A 24,581-nucleotide genomic window follows, 5' to 3' on the forward strand; every position below is an offset into this window, starting at 1 on the left:
AGGCGTTCGTATCATCCCGAGCGCCTTTTTACTGTTTACTCTATGTGACTGTTTTAAAAATGATTAAATAAAAGGTTAGTTACCCGCGACTTTCATTTTCTCAATTAGTACTGAGCCAGTTTGAACGGCGCCACGGCGTTCTACGTCACCACCAATACCAACAATCTGTTGGAACATATTTTTCAGATTACCCGCAATGGTCACTTCTGAAACAGGGAATTGGATCTCGCCATTTTCAACCCAAAAGCCGGCCGCACCTCGACTGTAATCACCCGTTACTGTGTTTACGCCTTGGCCCATTAGTTCGGTGACCAATAAACCTTTACCCATTTTTTTCAACATTGAAGCTAAATCTGGATCAGTCTGACTAATAAACCAGTTGTGGATACCGCCTGCGTGACCCGTTGTTTTCATGCCCAATTTACGAGAAGAGTAGCCAGTTAAGAGGTAAGTCGTTAATGTCCCAGCTTCGATGATATTACGATCGATAGTCGCCACACCTTCTGAATCAAATGGACTACTCGCTAGACCACGTTTGATGTGTGGACGCTCTTCGATAGTAACAAACTCAGGGAAAATTTGAGTATCTAGACTGTCCATCAAGAACGAAGAATTGCGATACAAGCTGCCACCACTGATAGCTGAGACAAAATGACCAAATAACGTCGAAGCGACTTCTGCGTGGAATAACACTGGTACTTCACACGTGTCTAATTTTCTTGCATTCAGTCGTTCAACCGCTGCAGTAGCAGCCTTAATACCGATAGAGTGGGCACTGTCTAATTCACCAAAAACACGATCAACGGTATAGGCATAATCGCGCTGCATGTCTTCATTCTCTTCGGCAATTACCGAACAACTGATGCTATGGCGACTGCTCGGGTAACCTTCAACAAAGCCATGGCTATTGCCATACACTTTAAAGCCTTGATAAGAAGAAAGTGATGCACCATCCGAATTGACTATACGAGCATCATGTTCAAAGGCGCTAGCTTCAGCTTCTAAACAGTGTTTAATGGCTTCTTCAGGATTGATATCAAATGGGTGATGTAAGTCTAGATCTGGGATATCAGTCGCCATCATTTCTTTTTCGACAATACCCGCGTAACTGTCTTCTGAAGTGTACTTAGCAATATCAATGGCGGCTTTAACAGTGCGTTCTAGTGCCTCATGGCTAATATCTGCCGTTGAAGCCGAGCCTTTGTGCTGCCCCACGTAAACAGTGATACCTAACGCGCCTTCCTGATTAAATTCGATATTTTCCAGCTCCTGACAACGACTCGAAACTGAAATACCTTTTGATTTACTGATCACAGCTTCTGCTGAAGTCGCTCCGTGTTGCTTACTCAAATCGAGTAAATCGCTAATTGCTGATTTGACTTCGTCTATTTGTTGGAAAATGTCGCTTTTATTGGTCATAAACACTCAAAAATACTGGTTAAATTGCTCTGTAGAGCATACCATAATTCATACGAATCTTTTATCAAATTAGATTGACTCTCAAGTTATGACAAAACCGTATTATTTAATGCCTGATGATGAAAATTACATCAGTAAAAGCGACCTTAAAAAAGAACAACGTGAACTCCAAGAGTTTGCCACTCAGTTGTGTAAATTATCAAAATCTCAACGTCAAAAGCTCACTGCGAGCGACGAACTTCACGACGCGTTCAAACTCGCTGATAAAATCTCGAGTAAACCTGATGCACTCCGCCGTCATCTGCAATTCATGGCAAAGTTGCTCAAAGATGAGGAGCTTGATACGTTACGTCTTGAATATCAAAAGATTACTTCTCCTGGCCAAGAGAATGACGCCGAGATGAGAAAATTGGAAAGTTTAAGAACGTCATTGATTGAAAATGGCGATGACGCTATTAACTCCCTACTTGAGCAAGCCCCTAGCCTTGAACGCCAAAAGTTAAGACAACTGGTACGCCAAGCGAAAAAAGAAGTGGCAAGCGAAAAGCCAGGTAAGAGTTACAAAGAGCTATTCCAATATATTAAAGATGGGCTAAGCAGTTAATTAGGAGCTTGCGGTGAATTATATAAAAACAATAAATACACTGTTCGTAAAATCTTGGGTGGGGCTCGTCTTACTGAGCGCCATGTTATTGTCTGGCTGTAATGGTCATTCTGAAGAAGACAACACCAACCGTGTTATTGGCGATAATATTCAAGCAGATATTTCTGTGTCAGATATCAACGGTAACGCCACGAACAGTATTACTGTCGGCAACCAAGTAACCGTAAGCGTCACATTATCTGCGACCAATGGTGAGCCTATCGCTAATCAAAATGTCTCATTTGTCGCAACCGATGGGACGTTATCGGCAGCATCACGATTAACCAACGGCCAAGGCACCACGAGTGTTTCTTTCGACTCTAGCAGCGTTAATCCAGGAGTTGTAACGATAACTGCCTCAACGACTTATAACGACGAGTCCATCACTGCAGACATTGACTTTGAAGTATTGGCAACGGCTGTAACTAATATCGAAACACCAAGTCTAGAAATCACACTTAAGAAGGATGGTAATGCGGTTAATCGCATCAAAGCCGACGAGTCCGCGCAGCTTGGTGTAATACTGACTGATGCGAACGATCAGCCTATTGAGAATTCAATCGTAACGTTTAGTGCCGAGATTGGTCAATTAAGTGCAACTACTGCCCTGACCAATGCCAACGGTATTGCCGAGGTTTCATTAACCGGCCAAGAAGATAACTTAGGTGCAGCTGTTGCAACTGCGAGCGTATCGATTAACGAAAATAACATTGTAAAAACGACACCTTATGAGGTCGTTGCAAGCGACGCACTTGATGAATCAACCACAGTATTAATTGGTCATTTTGATGCCGATGGTAATTTTGTTGATGGTGAAATCGGTGTTGAAAGTTCTACTCATAGCGCAGGTGCAACAATTGGTTTAGAGGTTGTATTAGTTAATCAGAACTTAGAGCGCATCACGACTCCAACGACCGTTAACTTCGCCTCGTCATGTGTCAATACGGGTGATGCTTCAATCGACGCAAGTGTTGTGACAAATAACGGTGTGGCAGAATCAACTTATCAAGACTTGAGCTGCGCAGGTGCCGACGGCACAACTGACACGATTGTCGCGACCGTAGTCGTAAATTCAGCAGACTTAAGTGCGACGACTGACATCACGTTAAGCTCAGAGTCGTTAGGTTCAGTAGAGTTCATTTCTGCGACTCCAGAGTCAATTGTTCTCAAAGGAACAGGCGGACAAGGCAAACAAGAAACGTCTACCGTGACTTTTGTTGTTAAAGGTGAATTAGGTAACCCACTTAACCAACAAGCTGTCGATTTTTCATTAAACACTGACGTTGGTGGTTTGAGCCTTGCGGCCGCTTCAGGTATCACAAATTCAGAAGGCTTGGTCAGTGCTAAAGTTGTAGCTGGTACCGTGCCAACAGCGGTTCGAGTGACTGCAACCGTCACCGTTGACGATCAAGGTAATACCATTTCAACGCAGTCCGACTTGTTATCCGTAAATACAGGCTTACCTGATCAAAATTCTATTACGTTAGCCTTATCGACCATTAACCCTGAGGCAAGGAACATTATTGGTACCAATGTAGACGTAACAGCGTATTTGGCCGATAGTTTTAACAACCCTGTTCCAGATGGCACAACAGTCAACTTCACTACTGAAGGTGGCGCAATCGAACCTTCTTGTACAACGACTGACGGTAATTGTACGGTTACTTGGACGAGCCAAGAACCATTTACTGATAACCACCGAGTGACTATTTTAGCGACCGCTGAAGGGCATGAGTACTTTGTAGATGTAAACGGTAATAACCTATTCGACGATAACGATGGTGGAGCTGTTAATGGAACCACAGGTAACATTGACGAAATTTTATCTGGCTTCGGTCGCGTTAGACCATTCGATGGTGGCTATATTGATATGCCAGAAGCGTGGCGTGATGATAATGAGAACTTTGTTTACGACGTAGGTGAAGTCTTCATTGATAGCAACAACAATGGCACACGAGACGTTGAAAATGATTTATTCAACGGCCCGCAATGTGAAGCTACTAGCTGTGCGACTTCTAACTTTATTACAATTCGTAAAGCAGTCAGGTTAATTACCTCCAGCTCAAAGGCGTATATACGAATTCTCGACGCGAGTGACAATGTCGTATACCAGAACTATGGCACAACAGTTAGAAATAACATTTCGATTGCTAGAGGATCTAGCCAAAGCTTCACTTTAGAGGTGTCGGACACCCAATTCCAAACAATGGCACATGAGACTGGCATCGCCTTAACGTCTGACGTAGGAGACTCAGTGGGGACAGGAACGTTCACGATTGGAAATACAGCAGGTTCTGACGACCCAGCAGTACCAGGCACGTTTAGACGCTCATTTACCCTCATCAATAACCTAACGGTTGATGATGAACCACAAACAGGTGGTTTAGAGTTTTCGGTAGTATCACCATCAACAATTGAAACGTCCGATGGCTTGGTGATTAACCTTCTTTAATCCACCATTATTGGCTTTATTAACGGAAAAGAAAAATCCGATGTTGATACCAACATCGGATTCTTTAATGTCTACTGTAACGAAGACAACGGTCAAAATGTTTCTACGCGTTACATTAAAGCGTTTTACTTACCTTGCGGTCTAACCTTTTACAGGCTCGACATAGGTCGAACTTCAACTTCTCCAACGCCCGCTTCTTCAACCTCGGTCTTGATACGAGCCGCGTCCCCTATGATAAGCCAGGTCAGCTTTTCAGGATGGACCGTCTGTGCGGCCGCTTGGAGCAAATCAGCGGTAGCTAAATTAGTATACTTAGTAGGTAAATCAGTAGGATATTCATAAGGTCTGCCAAAACGTTCGCTTTGCATCAAGCTTCTGAGTACCGCACCTGATGTCTCAAATCGCCCTGGTAAAGAACGTATTCGATCCATTATAACCCGCATCAGCTCTTCCTGAGTAGGAGGTTTGTTACCTTTATATGCATTCAGCTCTTTCATCAGTTCTTTTATCGATGCGCCAGTTTTGTCCGTTTGTACTGGTGCATAAACTAAAAACGGACGTTGCCCACGAGCATCCTGCAATATTGTACGAGCCCCATATGACCAACCTTTATCTTCCCTTAAGTTCATATTAACTCGAGCCGTAAATGCGCCTCCGAGAGTGCGATTCATGGCATCTATAGCGATATTATTATCGACGCCAGAGGGTGGCGCTAAATGGGCAGCCAATAGAAGTGACTGTTGTGACCCTGGACGGTCAATAATGACCACACGACCTTTGTCCGGTAAACTAGCTGTAGCGATGGTTTTTGTGCCTACTTCACCTGATGCTCGCCATTTTCCTATGGTTTTTTCTAATTGTGGCTTTATTTGCTCTAACGTTGTATCACCGACAACAAAAATGGTTCCATTGTCTGGTCGCATCCACTGATTCTTAAATTCCACCAAATCTTCACGACTAATACTTGCTACCGATGAACGCGTGCCTAGGCCAGTAAACGGAATTCCGTAAGCATGATCGGCACCGTAAATCATAGGCGGTAAGAGTGTAAGAGCAATCGACACTGGTTGATTTAATTGTTGAGCAATTTGGTTGAGGATTAATGTGCGTTGACGTTCTATTTCATCATTTGCAAAAGTCGGCCTCACCAAAATATCCTCTAACACTTCTAACGAATCACTAATATTTTCTTTTAACATAGACATAGTGATCGTTGTCGTATCTAAGTCAGAACCTGCTTGTAATGTCGTACCCAATTTTTCTAATTCTGCGGCAAGTTCCAACGCATCGTATTTACCTGCGCCTTCATCTAACATTCTTGTGGTAAATGACGCTAGTCCAAGCTTATTGCCGTGATCCGCTGCATAACCAGCATCAAACTGAACAGCCACATTAACCATTGGGATCGTATCACGATTGGCCACGACGACTTTCATCCCATTTTTTAACTTTCCTTGTTCAATGTTAGGAAAGGTTAATTCAGCTTCTCCAGTGACATCGGGTAATCCTGTAGAACGATCAACGGCAGGCTGACTAACACTATATTTAGGAAAAGGCTCCACTGTGATTTGATGCCAACCATTAGACAGCCAAGTTCTGGCCGAATTTCTCACGTCTTTGGGGCGAGCCTGCTCCATCTCCTTAATTTCAGTTAGGAAAAAGTTAGGGTCACCGGCAATCATTTCACCGGCAGCTAAGGTATCGGCCTTACCGCCAAAGCCGCCGACTTCCTCAAGACCTCTTAAAATTCGCGCTTTATATTTGGTACTAACCAAGGCCACTTCTTTTTTCGTAGGGCCTTTTTCTAAAAGTTTTGAAATCACTTTTTCCATTTCTCGCTCAACTTTCTCGCGAGAAACTCCGGGTTTGATATCAACAAACACACCAAATGCAGACGCTAACTTAAACTCTTGATTAAATACTGCAACGTTCGTTGCTATTTGCTGATCATAAACAAGTTCTTTGTATAATCTTGAGTTTTTACCATCGCCCAGAACAGAGGCGGCAATAAATAAGTCACTTGAGACGGGATCTGTATCTTCTGGTGTCACCCATAAGCGGTATATACGCTCTTGAGGTACACGATCTTGAATTACTTTACGTGTATTAGTGGTTCGTTTCGGTACATTTGCTTTCCACTTAGCCAATGTTGGGCCTGATTCAATGTGGCCAAAATACTTATTGACCATTGGTTTGGCTTCTTCGGCATTAATATCTCCACTTAATACTAATATGGCATTGGCAGCACCGTAATAGCGCTTAAACCACTCTTTCACATCATCAAGTGACGCTGAGTTTAAATCTTCCATCGAACCAATCACAGAATGATCATAAGGATGGCCTTTGGGAAACATTGCATCAATAATATGATTAAAGACCTGTCCATATGGTTGATCTTCACGCTGACGTTTCTCATTTTGAACAACACCGCGTTGCTCATCGAGCTTCTCTTGAGTAACCGCGTTTAATAAATGTCCCATTCGGTCTGACTCCATCCAAAGGATTCTATCAAGCGCAGGAGTAGGAACGGTTTGAAAATAATTAGTTCGATCGAAGTTCGTGGTGCCATTTAATCCAGTTGCACCAACTTCTTGCAAAGGTTTGAACCACTCGTCATCGTAGTTTTCGGTCCCATTAAACATGAGATGTTCGAATAAGTGGGCAAAGCCGCTTTTTCCATCAGGTTCATCTTTTGAGCCGACTTTGTACCAAACTGCAACAGCCACAACAGGGGCTTTGCGATCTTCATGGACTATCACAGTCAAACCATTATCTAATGTGAACTTTTCGTAATTGAGTTTTATTTCTTGGGCGTGGGCGACATTTAAAAAGAAAATGCCTAGTGCTAGCAAAGGTACAATGATTAGTTTCCGAGGACCTTTGATAAGTGTTGATAACTTCATAATGTATTCCTTTATATATTATATGACGTTGCCAATTGGCCAGAGACTAAACTTGCTACATCCTGAGTTCAGTAAATAAAGAGTAACACGCTGGTTAAAATTTGCTCAATTCAGTTTTGTTCTTTTTATGTGGTTTAATTTAATAATCAAATTTGGTGGGGATTAATGTGAAAAAGCCAGTAGGTAGCTCCCCCACTGGCCTTGTGATCTATTAGATTTTAGAAATATTGAAAGTAATGTTTTTACTGTGTACCACCCACCGTCATTGCATCGAGTTTAAGGGTTGGTTGCCCAACACCAACAGGTACACTTTGACCGTCTTTGCCACACACACCAATTCCTCTATCAAGCGCTAGGTCATTACCGACCATAGAGACTTGGCCCATGGCATCTGGACCGTTACCTATCAAAGTTGCGCCTTTGACTGGTTTAGTGATTTTACCGTTTTCTATTAGATAAGCTTCTGAAGCTGAAAAAACAAATTTGCCAGAGGTAATATCAACCTGGCCACCAGCAAAGTTGTTGGCATAAATACCATAGTCAACACTCGCAATAATATCTTCTGGTGTACTCTCTCCAGGCAGCATATAAGTATTTGTCATTCGTGGCATTGGCATGTGAGCAAATGACTCACGACGACCATTACCTGTTGGTTCAACACCCATAAGTCGAGCATTCATTTTGTCTTGCATGTACGACTTTAGCTCACCATTTTCGATAAGTACGTTATATTGACTCGGTACACCTTCATCATCGATATTCAATGAACCACGTAAGCTGCCTAACGTACCATCATCGACGATAGTACAAAGTTCAGAAGCAACTTGTTGGCCTATCTTACCGCTATAATTACTGCTGCCTTTACGGTTAAAGTCACCTTCCAGACCGTGACCTACTGCTTCGTGAAGTAATACGCCAGGCCAACCAGAACCTAGTACCACTGGCATAGTGCCCGCAGGTGCATCGATGGCTTCTAAGTTTACCGTTGCCATATGAATAGCTTCATCAGCAATACTTTGGTAGCGCAATTTTCCGTCTACCAGTTCCAAGAAGTGCTGATAGTCGGTTCTTGCGCCGGCCCCTGCTCCGCCACGTTCTTTGCGGCCGTTTTTTTCAAGAACAATTGAACAGTTAAGGCGAATAAGAGGGCGAACATCGGTTGCCCAAGTACCGTCACTTGCGGCTACCAGAATCTCTTCATAAACACCACTCATGCTTACCACAATGTTGGTCGCTTCGGGCGCTGTTGCTCTGATGTAGCTATCTACACTTTTTAATAAGTCGACCTTTTCTTTGTTAGACATACTTTCTAACGGCTGAGTAGGCAGATAAATTTGACGAGATTGAGGTTTAGTGAAGGCTTGTTGCTTGCCATGAACACCCGCCTCGGCAATGCTACGGGCGGTTTTTGATGCTTCAACAATCGCATTCATATTAACTTGGTCAGAATACGACAGGCCCGTTTTCTCGCCATTTACGGCACGAACACCAACACCTTGTTCGATGTTGTAACTGCCGTCTTTTAAAATACCATCTTCCATCACCCATGATTCGTGGAAGCTTCCTTGAAAATAAAGATCGGCATAATCTAACTTGTGCTCAAGTAAAATACCTAAACCATCGTAGACGTCTTGCTCTGATAATTGGTTTGCGGCCAATATGTTTTGTTCAACTTGATTCAAAATCGATCCTATTTTTCGTGTTAACTCATCGTCTCATCCGTTCTAAATTTATCGAACAGAGAGCTTAAATTTGTTGTGTTTAGCCACCGGCATGGCTTGTCTTATATCGGTTATACGTTGTCTATCTAATTTTGCGCCAAATAAACCATTCTGGCGTTCGGCATTTTGTAACACCTCTCCCCACGGAGAAATGATCATACTGTGACCAAAGGTTTGACGGCCGTTTTGATGTACACCATTTTGATTACTAGCAACCATATAACATTGATTTTCAATGGCTCTTGCCGCCAAAAGCGTCTGCCAATGAGCTTCACCGGTTTTTTCTGTAAATGCACTTGGTAACACAAACGCACTCACGCCTTGATTTCTTAGCGCCTGGAACAAACCAGGGAATCGCAAATCATAACATATCGCCACACCAATTTTGCCCCAATCGGTATCAAAACATACCAGCTGCTCCCCTGCTTCTGTACTATCAGACTCTCGATAACTACCAGTGTTGTCATCCACATCAACATCAAAGAGATGAATCTTCTGATAATCAGCGATTAATGCTCCTTCAGGATTAAACACTAAACAAGAAGCACAAAATTTATTATCTCTGGATGACTTAGTTGGAAATGAACCCGCAACTAAAAATATTTGATATTGTTTAGCGATTCTCGCTAGCTTTTCTTGGACTGGATAACTGCTATTTGGGTCAATCGCTGTTTCACCTGACATAATAGGTTCGGATATAGCCAAGTTACTCTTATCTTTTCCACCAAAATTGGCAAAACACTCTGGTAATACAACGACCGAATTTTCTGCTAAGTTTCCTGCTGATTTCGCTAATTCGAGCTGCTGATTTACATAAGCTATGTTTTCATCAACATCAGGTGTTGAAGTCATTTGCAATACAAACGCATGCATAGTCACTCCTTAATGAATCGAAACCGATGGAGAGCCATCACTTGTTGACGGTTGCTTTCGTTGCAGTTGTTCTTGGCGCAACTCCTGCTCAAGTTCTTGCTGAAGCTTTTGTTGTTCTTTTTGTTGTTCTTGTTCGGCTTTTTCTTTGGCTTCTTTAGCACCAGGAATATCGATAGTCTTGGTAAAGCGTTTTACTTCTTGAACTTTCGGCTCGGCCAAATCACCAGTGATCTTCAATCTTACTTCTGATACCACATCCGCCTTTTCAATGATTTTGTCGATTGCAATACCAGCCAAAAACGACAACCCCGCTGTGCCGGGTGCTAACCAAGCTGCAATAACTGGGATACTCGATGTGATCTTCGGTTTAAAGGTAACGTCATAATTAAGCGCGTTTGAATTCAGATTAGTAAAGCCACGCATATTCATGTTACCTGCTACGCCATCCATAAAAATATCCTCGGAGTACACAACTCCGTTTTCTATTTGCATACTGCCTTTGATGTCGTTGTAGAACAGGCCTTTTTGGAACACATCATTAAAATCAAACTTAAGCTTTCGATACAGAGAGTTAAGACTGAACAGTGAAAATATTCTTGCTCCTTTGTCACTCACTTCACTTAGATAGCCTTCCCCTAACTTAAACGTAGTGTCGCCATTTAATGTTGAGAAACCGAATTCGTGAGGTGCGCCGTCCCAACTCAATGAGAACTTCGAGTGTAAGTCGCTTTGTTTGATACCAGTATTAAGCTCCCAATCCAGCATCCATTGGCCAAAATAACGAGAGTAAATATCACCGCTCAGGTTTGTTTTACCTGCGCCTTCATCGCCCGCCCAGATCCCCGTAAGTCTGATTTCATTTCGCTGATACAAGAGACTTGCGCGTTCGATAAATAAAGAACTGTCTCGAGAAAAAGTATCAATAACTAGCTTACCCAGTGGCTTATTATTAAACGTACATACCTCACACTCAAAATGTAAATCCGGCAACCCACTTATCAGCCCCGCAGAGTCGGTCAACCTATCTTCAACAGCGGCGGACTTCGTCGTATTTATTAAACCCGGGTCACCTGCCGAATTTGAACTGCTCGTGTTAGTGATGCTATTTGTTCCCTCATTCGCACTTGGCTCGGTTTTAATATTGAGGCGTTTGGCATTAATATCGATTCCATTAATTTCAATATCATCATAGACAAACGTGGACAGATCCGCTTCATCACTAGTGATATCAAAACGCCAACCATTACCTTTCGGTTCTGCGTTTAAGGTAGTGTTGTGCCAACGTTGTCCTAAGATATCGATATAGCCGAACTTGCCCTTAATCGTGGATGGCGCGGATAACATCGAGACTTCATCATCTTCGTTTTCTAGACTTTGTGGAAATCTGCCATTCAAGTCTAAATCACTCGAGTCCATACCGTTTGACGGGCTTCCGCTTAACGAAGCCAATGACGGCGTGGGCTCTTGGTCTTCTTCCCCTGCATCAATCGTGTCTAAAATATCCAAAACAAAACTTAGTGTTGGCTCAAACTCAGCGCCAGGTAAGTCAACAAGTATTTCAAAACCATCTTGAGGTAAAAGTCCTGAAATCATCGCGTTCGCGTTTTCCGATTGTTTCTTAATAGACAAAATAGCTCGCTCTACAATACCGCTAGAAGCCGGTATTTCGCCCATAAAGTGTGCTAGATCATCCAGTTCTATGTACAAATTATTGGTGTTTTGGTTGCCAAATACCGAGACATTTAGCTCAGATGACACACCTTTGCCTTTCACCAGTGGCCCCGTTATCTTATATTCCGCGTCTTTAAGATTACTACTTGAGGTAACATCATATTCATACCCCTCTTCGTTGAGACTAACATTTACCGTTAGCTCACTGGCCATTGGCCCGTCATAGTATGACTGTAATGATGTTGGTAATTGCTTTTTGATTGTTTGACCTTGCCAAGAACCGCTAACCTGCGCGTTGATAACGTAATCTTTTTCATCGCCCGCTTCATTTTCGTTGCCGGCCACCAGCATATTTATCGGCAGATTATTCCAAGTTGCGTTTGCACTGTGAATAGCAAACGCTTCGTTCTCAAAACTAACAAACGCATCGACGTTTGCTAAATCAAGGTTTAATTCTGGTAGTGAAAGTCCGGCGTTATTGGTGCGAACAGTGCCTCGTGCAACAGTTTGAGGCATATTGCCATTAGCATCTAACTCATCATCGAGCGGCAAACTCAAATCAACCTGCACAGCGCCTTGACCTGAGAGGTTTACAAAATCAAAAACATCACCAAGTAGTTCGTCCAAAGGTGTAGTTTCGACCAAGTGATGAAATTGCTCAAATGCCAACTCGTCAGGTTCAATCGACAACTCTAAGAGGGTGTTAGGTGCACCTAAATCCAATTCGGCGTAAACATCATTATTGATCGGTAAATTGGCGATCGTGCCACTGTGGGCACTGATTCCCATTAGCATTTTATTAACGGTCAACGTCGCGTTCATATCTTTGATTGCAGGCCAGTCTGAGTCAAATTCAAACTCACCATTTGCTAATTGAGCTTCAATTAAAAACGTACCCGAAGAGTCATCAAATGGAACTTGATTAGTAGGGCCATCAATAATGACTCTTGTTAATAAGCCTTCTCCGGATTTAATCGCCTTTGAAAGGTAACTATGTGTATTGGGGCCGATTAGATGCCTGGGTAAATAATCCACTATTTTACCTTGTCGGGGTCCCACAATTTCTGCATAAACAGACAAATGTGACTCTGAGTCAATATTCGCGACTTGTGCATGACCTAAGATATGCAAGTCAGGATTCGTTACTTCTATTTTATCAAGAGTAATAACACTCGCCGTACCTTCTAAATCTATTGCTACATCCACTAGCAATCCATCATAAGCAAAAGGAGTCTCAAAGGTATCGGCTGTCGCAAACTCTCCGTTGCTTCCGCGAAGCTCTACCCATCCTTGAAGCCCAGACCAGGTAATATCGACATCAGTCCCCTCAAATCCTAAATAGGCTTCATTAGCTGTAACCTCAGGTAAGTAACTAAAATCACCTATAGATAAAGAGGCACTCAACTCACCTTGCTCTGGCCATAACAATGCTAGATTGTTGACCGTGCCTGAAATATCAGCATTTGCGAGCAATGTTGTATCTTTGGTGACTGAAAATAATGAGAGTAGTTGAGCTAAAGCGAATACATCCACTCCTTCGGTTTGTAACTCAACTCCTTTATCGGTGCGAGCGAGAAGAAGATCAAATGGCGTCGGATTGGTTTCTTCAGTCGTTAAATCGATATCCGAACCAAATAACTGCCAAGCAGACTGCTGCTTTTGCCACTGAAGCTTTGCGCTATCTATGAATAAAAATTTGTCGCTATTTTGTTTTTCCCAACGAACCCCTGTGTTTTGAAGATCAACCAAAAACGCCCCTACCAAACCATCTTTAACGTCACTCCATACTTGGAAATTCGCTTCTGTAGATTTAACTGCGACGTGTTCACCTATAAATTGAGTTAACCAAGGAGTGATATCAACTTGTTGTGCCTCAACATAAATTTGGCCAAAAATTTCACTTCGTCGCTGACCGTACAGCTCCATTCGAAACCCAAGAGAGTTGTTGGAGAAGCCGTCGATGTACATTTCACCTTGACCTCTGTGATGGTTACCTTCATTCACCCAAGCCAAATCATCAATGTGATACGTTTGCAGTTGGCCGTTTTGGTGACGGACCAATACTTGACTATCTATAACGGAAAACTGCTGGACTTGAGATAAAAATAGATGGCTTAAACCTTCGAAGAGTTGGGAGCCTTGACTTTGAGGGCGAACTTTAAAGAATACATCGCTGTTTATCTTAGTTTCGACCCCTTTTAGCAAAAACGCACCTGTCACCAAACGTTGCTCTCTAAGCGAACGCCAGAAGTCGATGTTCATTTTTGTCTCAGCAATTTTGATATCGAGGGGGGCGTCTTCTGATGCGGCTAACTCAACGTCGTTTAGAACAATAGCTGGCCCAAACTTTTGCCAGCTCGCTCCTATACTTCCTATGGTTACATTGGCGTTAAACTCAGTAACAATGTAGGACTCAATATCTTGTTTGTAGTTATCAGCATAGGGTAGAAACACCTTAAGCAAGCTAATAACAACAGCAAGCAAAACGACCGTTGTGGCAAATATAGCCCAAACGGTTTTAATGCTTTTTGTAAATAACTTTTTTAGCAATGCCTTTCTCACATATAGTCTGACTTTCCCTGGCGCTATTAGTTTCAGTGTACGAGAATTATTGTACTTCTAGACAGTCACAGATGGCACCTGGCAACGACTCAATTACATCTGTTGCTATCATACCTATTTTGGCCTCATTTGCAGTAAAATCTCCTGCTAAACCATGTAAATAAACCGCAAGTTCTAACTTTTTTTGTAACGACTTTTTAGAAAGCCCCCAAGCGGTAAAACTCGCAGCAATAACACCTGACAACACATCTCCCATCCCCGCCGTCGCCATTGAAGGATTTCCGCTTAAATTGACCGAACGATACAGATCACCAAAGTCACTTCCGACGATACTACCGCTTCCCTTTAAAACCACCGCACTATTGAGCTTTTTTACTAAATGAGTGACCGCTAATAGTCTATCCTTTTCTATTTCTGGCACTGTTGTAGCCAAAATTCTAGCAGCCTCTAAAGGGTGAGGGGTGAACACCCAGGGCTTATCTTTTTTGGCCATCACATCGATTACAAACTGATTACCATCTCGCAGTTTTTGGGAGATAAAATTGATTGCATCAGCATCAAAAACGACCGGCTTAGATGCAATTAGGTCGCAACTTAGTAAGTCAGTCATTACTTGCTGAGCCCAACTAGACTGACCTAGCCCCGGCCCAATCAACACACAATCTGCTGTATCTAATCGCGACTGTAATATTGAATTAAATTCGTCTCCGGTCACCCCACAAACCATCAACTCTGGGCACAGTTGAGTAATGATAGATTCATTTCCTACTTCGCAAATAACATGAACCTTACCAACGCCACATCGCAATGCCGCTTTACCTGCCATAAACGCAGCACCAGCCATTGATGAAGAGCCAGCTATCACCAATACGTTACCGTAACTGCCTTTATGTGAATTTTTCTGTCTGGCGGGAATGGCTGTGATGCTATTACGATGAATCAAGGAAATTGTTGATGACACTTTATTTTCAAAGGCTTTTCTGAGGCCTAAGTCTGAATAAATTAATTGTCCTATACAATCAGGGCCATCAGCGGTAAAAAAGCCAGGCTTTAATGCGATAAAACTCACGGTATAATTGGCAACGACTGAATATTGTTGTTGCACTCCGGTATCCGAGTCCAAACCTGAGGGCACATCGATGGAAATAACCGCGGCTTTATTGGTATTTATTGCCATTACAACATTAGTCGTAAACGCATCTAATTCTTGATGCAATCCTATCCCAATTAGTCCATCAACGATGAGATCGACTTCTAGGCTTTCAATATGTTGCCAATGTTCTTGTAAGTCTAAAATAGTCCCGCCAGCGGAAATAAAACTTTGTTTCGCAACCGTGGCATCAGCTCCTAGGCCAGCTCCTTTGCCTTTCGCCAACAAAGTAACATTCATGCCCGACTGCCTTGCCAGCCTAGCAACGACATAAGCGTCGCCTCCGTTATTTCCTCGACCAGCGATGACTAAAATATGTTGAGCACGAGGGAACCTCGCTAAAATACAATCAAATACACTATGGCCTGCTTTCTCCATTAGTTGGTACATATCAACACCTACTGAATGAGCGCAGTCACTTTCATTTTGTTTAATCTGTTCGGCTAGATAGAGTTTAGATGGTAAAGTAGACACATCAGAATTCGACATTTTATTCTCTTAATGAACAAAGCTAACCTTAACTATTACCAACTTGCAGAAAAGATCAAGGAATGGGGCCGTGACCTTGGGTTTCAGCACGTTGGGTTTAGTGATATTGACTTATCCAACCAAGAAGCGGCATTTTTGGACTGGCTAGATAAAGGCTTTCACGGTGATATGACTTTTATGGAGCGCCATGGCCTTAAACGATGCCGCCCACAAGAATTATTACCCGGCACGATATCTGTCGTTTCGGTTAGAATGGATTACCTACCGCCAAACGCAAGCTTTGCCACCAACTTAAGCACGCCAGAACACGCTTATATTTCCCGATATGCACTTGGTCGAGATTATCATAAGGTACTTAGAAACCAACTTAAAAAGCTAGGCCAAAAGGTCGCTGAATTTGTTGGTGATGAGGCGTTGCTATTTCGACCTTTTGTAGATTCTGCTCCCGTCTTAGAAAGGCCTCTGGCAGAAAAAGCGGGGCTCGGTTGGACTGGTAAACACTCACTGATCCTTAACAAGGACGCCGGGAGCTGGTTCTTTTTAGGTGAGCTGTTTCTCCCAATTCAATTACCACAAGATACCCCCGTCGAGGAAAGCTGCGGCAGTTGCGTTGCTTGTATGACGATATGTCCTACGCAAGCGATTGTTGAGCCTTATGTAGTCGACAGTAATCGCTGTATTTCTTACTTAACCATCGAATATAAAGGCTCTATTCCAGAGGAATTTCGAGAACCAATGGGTAATCGAATTTATGGCTGTGATGACTGTCAGTTGATTTGCCCATGGAACCGACACGCCGAATTGACCAGTCAACCAGACTTTATGCCGAGAGACGAGTTACATAACCCAAACTTGTTAACTCTTTGGGAGTGGTCAGAAGAAAAATTTTTAACTAAAACCCAAGGCTCTCCTATACGTCGAATTGGTTTTGAATATTGGCTTAGAAACATTGCTATTGGGCTTGGTAACGCCGCCTATAGTCAGGCAGTCATCAGTGCGTTAAAAGACAAGCTCCACAAAATAAGTGACTTGCTCGATGAGCATATAGAATGGGCGTTGGCCCAACAATACAAAAAAGCGGAGCAAGCAGGTCAAGACAATCGCAAACTTAAACGATTGATTAAAGCCGTCCAAGTTGGATTACCAAGAGACGCATAGATCACTGAAGCTAACCTCTCAGCGAGTTAAAGAGTTAAAGAGATAGAGCATTCAAGAGTTGAGGATTTGAAACGTTTTAGAGTTGAAAAGTCAGAGGCTTGGAGAGTCATAGAATTGAAATTCAGATACAAAAAAAGAGCACTAGGTGCTCTTTCTTTTCAGCTAAAGTTCTAGCTATTAACTAGGAACTTTAAACGCAAGCTAAATTAGTTAGCTTCAACGTTCGCAGCTTGTAAACCTTTTTGACCTTCTTCAACGTCAAAAGTTACTGCTTGACCTTCTTTAAGGCTCTTGAAACCTTCACCAACGATTGCACGGAAGTGAACGAATACGTCCTTGCCGCCATTGTCTTGTGTAAGGAAACCGTAACCTTTTTCTTCGTTAAACCATTTAACTGTACCAGTCGATTTAGACATAATAACCTCTATAAAATTTCAAAATATTTTTGATACACATGTATCAGCTGTATCTTTGCGGAGTTTAAACAATTGCAATGTCACTTATGTAAAGATTACGTCTCTCAAAATCGACTAAAATTTGAGTATTGGTGTATAAATTTCATGAAGCTATCAAACAATTTTTTTAAGTCTCGTTAAAGACAGAAAGCATCATAACACATAAAAAAAATAAAGCTCATTAAATGAACGTTAAAATTTAATTTAATTTTTATTACCCTTATCGGTGAGTTCTTGGAAGCGAATCGCTCGACGTTGTTGGCAACGAGAGAGCACTTCAAGCTTTTCGTCACTCGTCGACGACGTCCAATTGAGAATTTCATTCATTGTTCTGAAGCAGCCAACACAGACATCTTCTTGGTCCAGACAACATTGACCAATACAAGGGGATTGTATTTTTTCGTTTTGCGCTGAGGAGCGAGTCATTATTAATACACCTAAATAAGAAAGACAACAGACTCAATATCTAACAGCGATTTTAGTGAACGATATAGCTTTTGAACCCATCTTCGTTGTTCGCTGGTGAGCCAACGGTTTCAGCTAATTCTATCGCATATTTCTGGGTTGCCATAAATTCATTAAAGTGTTTAAACAAAAATGCTTCTTTTTTATCCTTACATTTTCCTTGTTCCGCATCCACGTCCACACTCAATACAACCAAAGTAGATGCATCTATCGGCAAGCTTTTGAAAAACAGGCTTAAATCAAACTCGTTCAGATCACCGATAAGTACAGGTAATATATTAAAATCCACCAAACAGGTTTGTAAAAATGGTAATTGAGCTTCAATGACCAGTGACTTAAAGTGCGTACGGTCATTTAGATGAACAAAAGGCAGTAAAGACATGCTCTTGACCTGCCTACTGTTCACAGGGATTGTTCCTAGTGGTGTTTGAAACTTCTCGCTAAAAGGCAACACGACGCCGGATACCTCATCGTTTGCTATTCCTATAATAATGACGTTTGAAATTTGCGGGCCTAACATCGCCAAATGCCGAAAAGCTGCGGCACTCGTGTCTCCACATAGCTCTAAACTACTATGTGGTACAACTAAACCAATCGGGCTCGACTTTACCGGCGGTAACGACAATAAACGCTGAGCAATATCGACTACCAGTTCGTCTGCATCTGAAGGATATAAAAATCCTGCCGCATTAGCAGGTCTAACTATCATAACAATCACCTCTAACTAACTAGTGCGTCATACTCATTTCCATTTGTTCTGTCTTCCTTACCACCTTTAAAACAACAATCCTGTGAAAATTATAGAAGAGCATTTGAACATACAAAGTTGCGAGACTCGCTTAATTTGGGTCTCCAAAGGAAACTGGCGAGTTTCCAACAACTTGCCATTAAGATTAGTTTGGAATATTGATCGCTTATCTAGAATCTAAATAATCTATGGGGATCATCGATTTTATTAAATTTCCTCAATCTGTAAGTCTGCTAAAATATAACCAATTCAAATTAAGGAGTTATTTATGTTTACAGTCATTTTTGGTCGCCCAGGTTGCCCATTTTGCGTTCGTGCGAAAGAGGTGGCAGAGCAGTTAACTGAGTCACGTGATGATTTTAAATATCGTTATGTTGATATCCAAGCGGAAGGTATTTCAAAAGCGGATTTAGAGAAGTCGGCGGGTAAACCAGTGGAAACCGTTCCACAAATCTTTATAGATCAAACTCATATTGGTGGATTTACTGAATTTGAAGCGTACGCAAAAGCAAATTTAGGGCTATATCAATAGATCTATTCCTAAATAGCATAAAGTATTGGTTAATAATGACGCCAAAATGTCATACAATGCGCGCCAAATTTTTATTCGTACCGTTGAGCTATGAGATTTCCAGGTAGACGCAAACATCGACATTATTTTCCAGTCGAAAAGAAAGACCCTGTAACCAATAAGATTAAGGTTGATGGCAAACTGAAACACCCTTACGTTGTAGGGATGGATCAAACAATTGTAGATATCGAGGCGCATGTATCTCGAGAGCTACTTGAAGAGTTTGATTTAAAAGTAGGTTTGTCTCAGCTTGTTTCAAGTGATTTAGCCGAAAAACTGTACGACGTTATCTCTGAGCAAGGTTTGATCATTGATCAACACGCTGGAGGAACAATCGGTAACACAATGCATAACTACTCTGTATTGGCCGATGACCGATCAGTTTTATACGGTGTAATGAGCGAAAACATCAAAGTTGGTAACTACGCATACCGCTATTTATGTAACACCTCTTCTAAAGTGGACCTTCAGCACCTTCAGCCAGTTGATGGCGCGATAGGCCGAGCATTCACTTTAATCACTGAAGATGGTGAACGTACCTTTGCTATTGACTCAGGTGTAATGAATCGCCTTACACCTGACTTTATTGATGAAGACCTAATCAAAAATGCTTCTGCATTCGTGGTAAGTGCTTACTTTACTCGCTGTTCAGGTGAGGACACGCTTGATAAAGCCGCAATGCAAGCCATTGAGTATGCGAATATGCATCAAGTACCTGTTGTTCTTACGCTTGGTACTCGCTTTATGATCGAGGAAAAACCACAATGGTGGCGAGACTTCATCAAAGATCACGTTCAGGTGTTAGCCATGAACGAAGAAGAAGCCGAAGCACTATTAGGCACTAAAGATCCTTTGATCGCAGCCGAGCAAGCGCTTGAGTTGGCCGATTTAGTCTTGTGTACTGCTGGTCCTCAAGGTCTTTACATGGCCGGTTATACCGACGAACAACACAAACGAAAAACTCAATATCCATTGTTACCGGGTAGTATTCCTGAGTTTAACAAATACGAGTTTTCTCGCCCTATCTTAAAAGAAAACTGTCGTGAGCCAATTAAGATCTTCTCTCATATTGCCCCTTACATGGGTGGTCCAGATGAGATCAAAAATACTAACGGCGCAGGCGACGGTGCACTTGCAGCGGTAATTCACGATATTACTGCTAACGTATTCCACAAGTTAAACGTACCAGAGTCGAGTAAACACGGTATTCCAGCCATGTCTTATTCTTCATTGGCGCAAATCTGTAAATATGCAAACCGCGTGAGCTTCGAGGTGTTATCTCAGAGTTCCCCTAGACTATCTAAGGGATTGCCTGATCGCGAAGATAGCTTAGAGAGTGCATACTGGCATTAATCCAAAATAAAGTTAGTAAGAATTTGAGAATAAAGAGCGCTTTCCGGCATCCTCTTAACTCAAAAACAAAAAGGCGAATCATGATGATTCGCCTTTTTACTTTGTGCTGATTTTTTAACTTTTTGGAATAAAGGTGTTTATCTTTATTTAAGTTGTGGTCCAGCTGCAACTAGCTCAGCACCGTCTTCTAGATCAGTGTACTGTTCAAAATACTTAATAAAACGCTCAGCAAGGTCTGTCGCTTTGTCATTCCACTGAGATGGATCTTCATAAGTGTCACGAGGGTCTAGAATCGCTGGGTTCACGCCTTCTAACTCAGTCGGTACTTCTAAGTTAAAGATAGGAACATTTTTAGTTGGTGCCTTTTCAATAGAACCATCTAAGATACGGTCGATGATAGCGCGTGTATCTTTGATTGAGATACGTTTGCCCGAGCCATTCCAACCTGTATTAACTAGGTACGCTTCTGCACCAGCTTCATTCATACGCTTAACTAAAACGTCAGCGTACTGAAGAGGGTGAAGTGTTAAGAACGCTTTACCAAAACACGCAGAGAATGTTGGTTGTGGTTCAGTAATACCACGTTCTGTACCCGCCAACTTAGCAGTAAAACCAGACAAGAAGTGATATTTCGTTTGTGCGTCTGTTAGCTTAGATACTGGTGGTAAAACACCGAATGCATCTGCTGATAAGAAAATAACTTTCTTTGCGTGACCTGCTTTAGATACAGGCTTCACAATGTTATCGATGTGATGAAGCGGGTATGACACACGAGTGTTTTGAGTTACAGAGCCATCCGTAAAATCAATTTTGCCATTTTCATCAACGGCAACGTTTTCTAACAACGCATCACGACGAATCGCATTGTAAATGTCCGGCTCACTTTCTTTATCAAGGTCGATTGTTTTTGCATAACAACCACCTTCGAAGTTGAAAATACCATCATCATCCCAACCGTGCTCATCGTCACCAATTAGCTCGCGCTTCGGATCAGTTGAAAGTGTTGTTTTACCTGTTCCAGATAAACCAAAGAAGATCGCTACATCGCCTTCTTTACCTACGTTTGCCGAACAGTGCATTGATGCCATACCTTGCAGAGGAAGGTAGTAGTTCATCATTGCAAACATGCCTTTTTTCATCTCACCGCCGTACCATGTACCACCGATAATCTGCATTTTTTCAGTCATGTTAAACACAGTGAACACTTCAGAGTTCATACCGTGCTTTTCAAAATCTGGATTTGACGTTTTAGAACCATTCATCACAACAAAGTCTGGCTCACCGTAATTCTCTAGCTCTTCTTCTGTTGGACGAATAAACATGTTTTTAACAAAGTGCGCTTGCCATGCAACTTCAGTGATAAAACGAACTTTTAAACGAACTTTGTCATTAGCACCACAAAAAGTATCAACAACAAATAAACGCTTGCCTGAAAGCTGCTTAGATACAGTGCTTTTTAAGTCTTTCCATACTTCAGGAGACAATGGCTTGTTGTCATTTGGTGCGGTTTCGTTGTTCCACCAGACCGTATCTTTAGTCACATCGTCTAACACAATGTACTTATCTTTTGGTGAGCGACCAGTAAAGATGCCAGTGTTTACGCTAACAGCGCCAAGCTCTGTCACTGTGCCTTTTTCGTATCCTTCAAGTTCTGGTTTGGTTTCTTCAGCAAACAAAACCTCGTAAGACGGGTTATGTAGAATTTCAGTCGGCTCCAGAATGCCATAGCGAGATAAGTCGATAGTTGTTGTCATGTGTACTTCACCAAATGATTGTTCGCGCAATTACGCATAAGTTTAAAAACAGCGACGATGTATTTGGTAAGTTACAAAAAGCAGGTTTGACCGCGAATCCATAAGCGTGTCAAAGGGTTAACCCCATACGTATAGCTAAGTTCCGCCGGATGTTGAATATCCCATAAACAGAAGTTGGCTTGATACCCCACTTTTAACTCACCAACTTTGTCCAATCCAAGTGCCATAGCCGCATGCTTTGTTACTCCTAAAAGTGCCTCTTCTGGAGTAAGTTTAAAGTGCGTACACGCCATGTTCATCATTAACTTAAGTGAGCACAATGGCGAAGACCCTGGATTGTAGTCGCTACCTATTGCCATCGGAACGTTATATTCACGCAATAAATTAACCGGCGGTAGCTGTGTTTCAGACAAAGTATGAAAGGCACCTGGTAATAATACAGGAATGGTTACAGATTGGGATAGCCTTTTACAATCTTTTTTGGATAAATACTCTAAATGATCAGCTGACAGCCCATCTCGCTCAGCCACCAAAGCCGCGCCACCACTATCGCTCAGCTGTTCTGCATGGAGCTTAACAGGAAGCCCAAGTTTTTTTGCTGCATCAAACAATTTTGTCATTTGCTCACGACTAAAACCGATATTTTCACAAAATCCATCTACAGCGTCGGCCAAACCTAGCTGATGGACTTTCGGCAGAGTGTCGTTAATTAAATAATCTATGTAGCCCTCGGCATCACCCTTAAATTCTGGTGGGACAGCATGAGCCCCTAAAAAGGTGCGTCGGATGTCAATTGGCAATGACTGCTCAAGCGCAGTTGCGACTTCCAACATCTTGATTTCGGTTTGAGTATCTAAGCCATAACCAGATTTTATTTCTATGCAGGTTACACCCTCTTTCATTAAAGTAGTGGCTCGCTGCTTGGCTAATCGCAGTAGCTCTTCAAAGCTCGCTTCGCGGGTCGCTTTTACCGTGCTTAGGATGCCACCTCCTTGCTCCGCAATTTCTTTGTAACTCACGCCATTTAAGCGTTGTTCAAACTCCGCCGCCCGACTTCCGGCAAAAACCAAATGAGTATGACAGTCAATTAACCCCGGAGATAAAAACTGCCCTTGGCCATCAACGACATTTTTACACGGGTGAGTTGGTAATTCAGACGCCTTTCCTAACCATTGAATAACGCCATCTGTTACCGCAATTGCGGCGTCGGAAATCAAGCCATAAGGGGCTTCTACGACCGTGTCGGAAAGCGTAATAAGCTGAACGTTTTTGATAACAAGATCAAAGGCCTGGCAATTTTGAGCAGAATTTATCATTCATTAACCTTGACTAAATTAGCTAGTTTCAATTATTTTCTATACACAAGTTGTATATACATCTTTTCTCAGTGTGGCAGTCTTTTAGACAAATTTCAATTAAGGGTAGACCAGCATGGCCGCTAAATTTGAACAAATTAAAAAGTTTATTCTCAACAGTATCGAATCCGGAGAATGGCAAGAAAATGCTCTTATCCCTTCTGAAAATAAACTCGCTGAGCAGTTTGATGTCAGTCGAATGACCGCGCGTCGAGCAGTTGAAGAGCTCTCAGCTCAGGGAATTTTGGTCCGTACAAAAGGCTCAGGTACTTATGTCGCCTCTTTGAAGGGCCAAGGCTCAATGTTTGAGATCAAAGACATAGCCGATGAAATTAAAGGTCGTGGACACGACTATCACAATACGGTCATTGAATTAGAAAAAATCGAAGCCATCGCACCGATTGCCATCGCGTTAGATGTTGACATTGGTACGGAGGTGTTTCGTTCAGTCATTGTTCACTTTGACAATGACAAAGCGGTACAGGTAGAAGAGCGATTCATCAACCCTGAAATGGCGCCTGAATACTTACAACAAGACTTTTCAGAAGTCACACCTCATGAGTATTTATCCAAAGCCGCTCCCTTAACGGAAGCACGACACACGATTGAAGCTATATCACCAACTGAACAAGTTTGTGAGTGGTTACAAATGTACGACCCAGAACCATGTTTACAACTCATTAGACGAACATCCAGCAAGTCGGGTGTCGTGTGTTTTGCACGGATCATTTACCCAGGTTCGAGCTATCGCTTAGGTGGCCAACTTACTTTTAAAAAAGCACAGCACTAATAAAAGCGATCTAGCTAAAAGCGTTCGACGAAAAACATCAAAATAACAA

17 protein-coding genes are annotated in these 24,581 nt (G+C 42.3%); 6 read left to right on the forward strand and 11 right to left on the reverse strand.

Annotated features, from left to right (window positions below):
* Window positions 1-75 precede the first annotated feature (75 nt).
* A complete protein-coding gene (gene pmbA / locus AC4E96_RS03920) occupies window positions 76-1,419 on the reverse strand; it encodes a metalloprotease PmbA (protein WP_490254950.1) in 1,344 nt (447 codons plus the stop codon).
* 88 nt (window positions 1,420-1,507) lie between these two features.
* Here pmbA and yjgA point away from each other — a divergent pair, with 88 nt between their 5' ends.
* On the forward strand, window positions 1,508-2,023 hold the full coding sequence (gene yjgA / locus AC4E96_RS03925) for a ribosome biogenesis factor YjgA (RefSeq protein WP_490254951.1): 516 nt from the start codon (window positions 1,508-1,510) through the stop codon (window positions 2,021-2,023).
* Between the two features lie 13 nt (window positions 2,024-2,036).
* Window positions 2,037-4,514, forward strand: a complete 2,478-nt coding sequence (locus AC4E96_RS03930) for an Ig-like domain-containing protein (protein ID WP_490254952.1) — start codon at window positions 2,037-2,039, stop codon at window positions 4,512-4,514.
* 149 nt (window positions 4,515-4,663) lie between these two features.
* Here the strand turns inward: AC4E96_RS03930 and AC4E96_RS03935 are convergent, their stop codons facing one another.
* From AC4E96_RS03935 to AC4E96_RS03955, 5 genes are all read right to left on the reverse strand, one after another.
* Window positions 4,664-7,417 (reverse strand): M16 family metallopeptidase, encoded by a 2,754-nt coding sequence (locus AC4E96_RS03935; protein WP_490254953.1) that lies wholly within the window; start codon window positions 7,415-7,417, stop codon window positions 4,664-4,666.
* Window positions 7,418-7,659: 242 nt separating this feature from the next.
* Entirely contained in the window at window positions 7,660-9,099 is a 1,440-nt protein-coding gene (tldD, locus tag AC4E96_RS03940; protein ID WP_490254954.1) for a metalloprotease TldD, read from the reverse strand.
* Window positions 9,100-9,147: 48 nt separating this feature from the next.
* A complete protein-coding gene (locus tag AC4E96_RS03945) occupies window positions 9,148-10,011 on the reverse strand; it encodes a carbon-nitrogen hydrolase family protein (protein WP_488031656.1) in 864 nt (287 codons plus the stop codon).
* A gap of 9 nt (window positions 10,012-10,020) precedes the next feature.
* Window positions 10,021-14,232 (reverse strand): YhdP family protein, encoded by a 4,212-nt coding sequence (locus AC4E96_RS03950; RefSeq protein ID WP_490254955.1) that lies wholly within the window; start codon window positions 14,230-14,232, stop codon window positions 10,021-10,023.
* Between the two features lie 58 nt (window positions 14,233-14,290).
* Entirely contained in the window at window positions 14,291-15,883 is a 1,593-nt protein-coding gene (locus tag AC4E96_RS03955; RefSeq protein ID WP_490254956.1) for an NAD(P)H-hydrate dehydratase, read from the reverse strand.
* A gap of 12 nt (window positions 15,884-15,895) precedes the next feature.
* On the opposite strand from AC4E96_RS03955, the gene queG reads away from it, so the two are divergent.
* On the forward strand, window positions 15,896-17,041 hold the full coding sequence (gene queG / locus AC4E96_RS03960; RefSeq protein WP_490254957.1) for a tRNA epoxyqueuosine(34) reductase QueG: 1,146 nt from the start codon (window positions 15,896-15,898) through the stop codon (window positions 17,039-17,041).
* 206 nt (window positions 17,042-17,247) lie between these two features.
* On the opposite strand, the gene cspE is transcribed toward queG, so the two are convergent.
* From cspE to amrB, 3 genes are all read right to left on the reverse strand, one after another.
* Window positions 17,248-17,457, reverse strand: coding sequence for a transcription antiterminator/RNA stability regulator CspE (cspE, locus tag AC4E96_RS03965; protein ID WP_155695803.1), 210 nt, complete (start codon window positions 17,455-17,457; stop codon window positions 17,248-17,250).
* A gap of 243 nt (window positions 17,458-17,700) precedes the next feature.
* Window positions 17,701-17,922: a DUF1289 domain-containing protein gene (locus AC4E96_RS03970; RefSeq protein WP_488031660.1), complete on the reverse strand. Its 222-nt coding sequence runs from the start codon at window positions 17,920-17,922 to the stop codon at window positions 17,701-17,703.
* A 52-nt stretch (window positions 17,923-17,974) separates the two neighbouring features.
* Window positions 17,975-18,670, reverse strand: a complete 696-nt coding sequence (gene amrB, locus AC4E96_RS03975) for an AmmeMemoRadiSam system protein B (protein WP_490254958.1) — start codon at window positions 18,668-18,670, stop codon at window positions 17,975-17,977.
* A 307-nt stretch (window positions 18,671-18,977) separates the two neighbouring features.
* Between amrB and AC4E96_RS03980 the strand changes: the two genes are divergently transcribed.
* The gene (locus AC4E96_RS03980; protein WP_488031662.1) at window positions 18,978-19,241 is read left to right on the forward strand and encodes a GrxA family glutaredoxin; all 264 of its coding nucleotides are present in this window, start codon (window positions 18,978-18,980) and stop codon (window positions 19,239-19,241) included.
* 90 nt (window positions 19,242-19,331) lie between these two features.
* On the forward strand, window positions 19,332-20,633 hold the full coding sequence (locus tag AC4E96_RS03985) for an inosine/guanosine kinase (RefSeq protein ID WP_488031663.1): 1,302 nt from the start codon (window positions 19,332-19,334) through the stop codon (window positions 20,631-20,633).
* A gap of 143 nt (window positions 20,634-20,776) precedes the next feature.
* Here AC4E96_RS03985 and pckA read toward each other — a convergent pair whose 3' ends face one another.
* Window positions 20,777-22,387, reverse strand: a complete 1,611-nt coding sequence (pckA, locus tag AC4E96_RS03990) for a phosphoenolpyruvate carboxykinase (ATP) (RefSeq protein WP_488031664.1) — start codon at window positions 22,385-22,387, stop codon at window positions 20,777-20,779.
* 71 nt (window positions 22,388-22,458) lie between these two features.
* Window positions 22,459-23,703 (reverse strand): imidazolonepropionase, encoded by a 1,245-nt coding sequence (gene hutI / locus AC4E96_RS03995; RefSeq protein WP_488031665.1) that lies wholly within the window; start codon window positions 23,701-23,703, stop codon window positions 22,459-22,461.
* Window positions 23,704-23,818: 115 nt separating this feature from the next.
* Between hutI and hutC the strand changes: the two genes are divergently transcribed.
* A complete protein-coding gene (gene hutC / locus AC4E96_RS04000; RefSeq protein ID WP_490254959.1) occupies window positions 23,819-24,532 on the forward strand; it encodes a histidine utilization transcriptional repressor HutC in 714 nt (237 codons plus the stop codon).
* Window positions 24,533-24,581: the final 49 nt, after the last annotated feature.

It is taken from the genome of Psychrosphaera sp. (genome assembly GCF_982872775.1).

Coding starts and splice junctions, on each gene's coding strand:
- pmbA (WP_490254950.1), bottom strand. CDS start 1,419: ATGACCAATAAAAGCGACATTTTCCAACAAATAGACGAAGTCAAATCA.
- yjgA (WP_490254951.1), top strand. CDS start 1,508: ATGACAAAACCGTATTATTTAATGCCTGATGATGAAAATTACATCAGT.
- AC4E96_RS03935 (WP_490254953.1), bottom strand. CDS start 7,417: ATGAAGTTATCAACACTTATCAAAGGTCCTCGGAAACTAATCATTGTA.
- AC4E96_RS03945 (WP_488031656.1), bottom strand. CDS start 10,011: ATGCATGCGTTTGTATTGCAAATGACTTCAACACCTGATGTTGATGAA.
- AC4E96_RS03955 (WP_490254956.1), bottom strand. CDS start 15,883: ATGTCGAATTCTGATGTGTCTACTTTACCATCTAAACTCTATCTAGCC.
- queG (WP_490254957.1), top strand. CDS start 15,896: ATGAACAAAGCTAACCTTAACTATTACCAACTTGCAGAAAAGATCAAG.
- cspE (WP_155695803.1), bottom strand. CDS start 17,457: ATGTCTAAATCGACTGGTACAGTTAAATGGTTTAACGAAGAAAAAGGT.
- AC4E96_RS03970 (WP_488031660.1), bottom strand. CDS start 17,922: ATGACTCGCTCCTCAGCGCAAAACGAAAAAATACAATCCCCTTGTATT.
- amrB (WP_490254958.1), bottom strand. CDS start 18,670: ATGATAGTTAGACCTGCTAATGCGGCAGGATTTTTATATCCTTCAGAT.
- AC4E96_RS03980 (WP_488031662.1), top strand. CDS start 18,978: ATGTTTACAGTCATTTTTGGTCGCCCAGGTTGCCCATTTTGCGTTCGT.
- AC4E96_RS03985 (WP_488031663.1), top strand. CDS start 19,332: ATGAGATTTCCAGGTAGACGCAAACATCGACATTATTTTCCAGTCGAA.
- pckA (WP_488031664.1), bottom strand. CDS start 22,387: ATGACAACAACTATCGACTTATCTCGCTATGGCATTCTGGAGCCGACT.
- hutI (WP_488031665.1), bottom strand. CDS start 23,703: ATGATAAATTCTGCTCAAAATTGCCAGGCCTTTGATCTTGTTATCAAA.
- hutC (WP_490254959.1), top strand. CDS start 23,819: ATGGCCGCTAAATTTGAACAAATTAAAAAGTTTATTCTCAACAGTATC.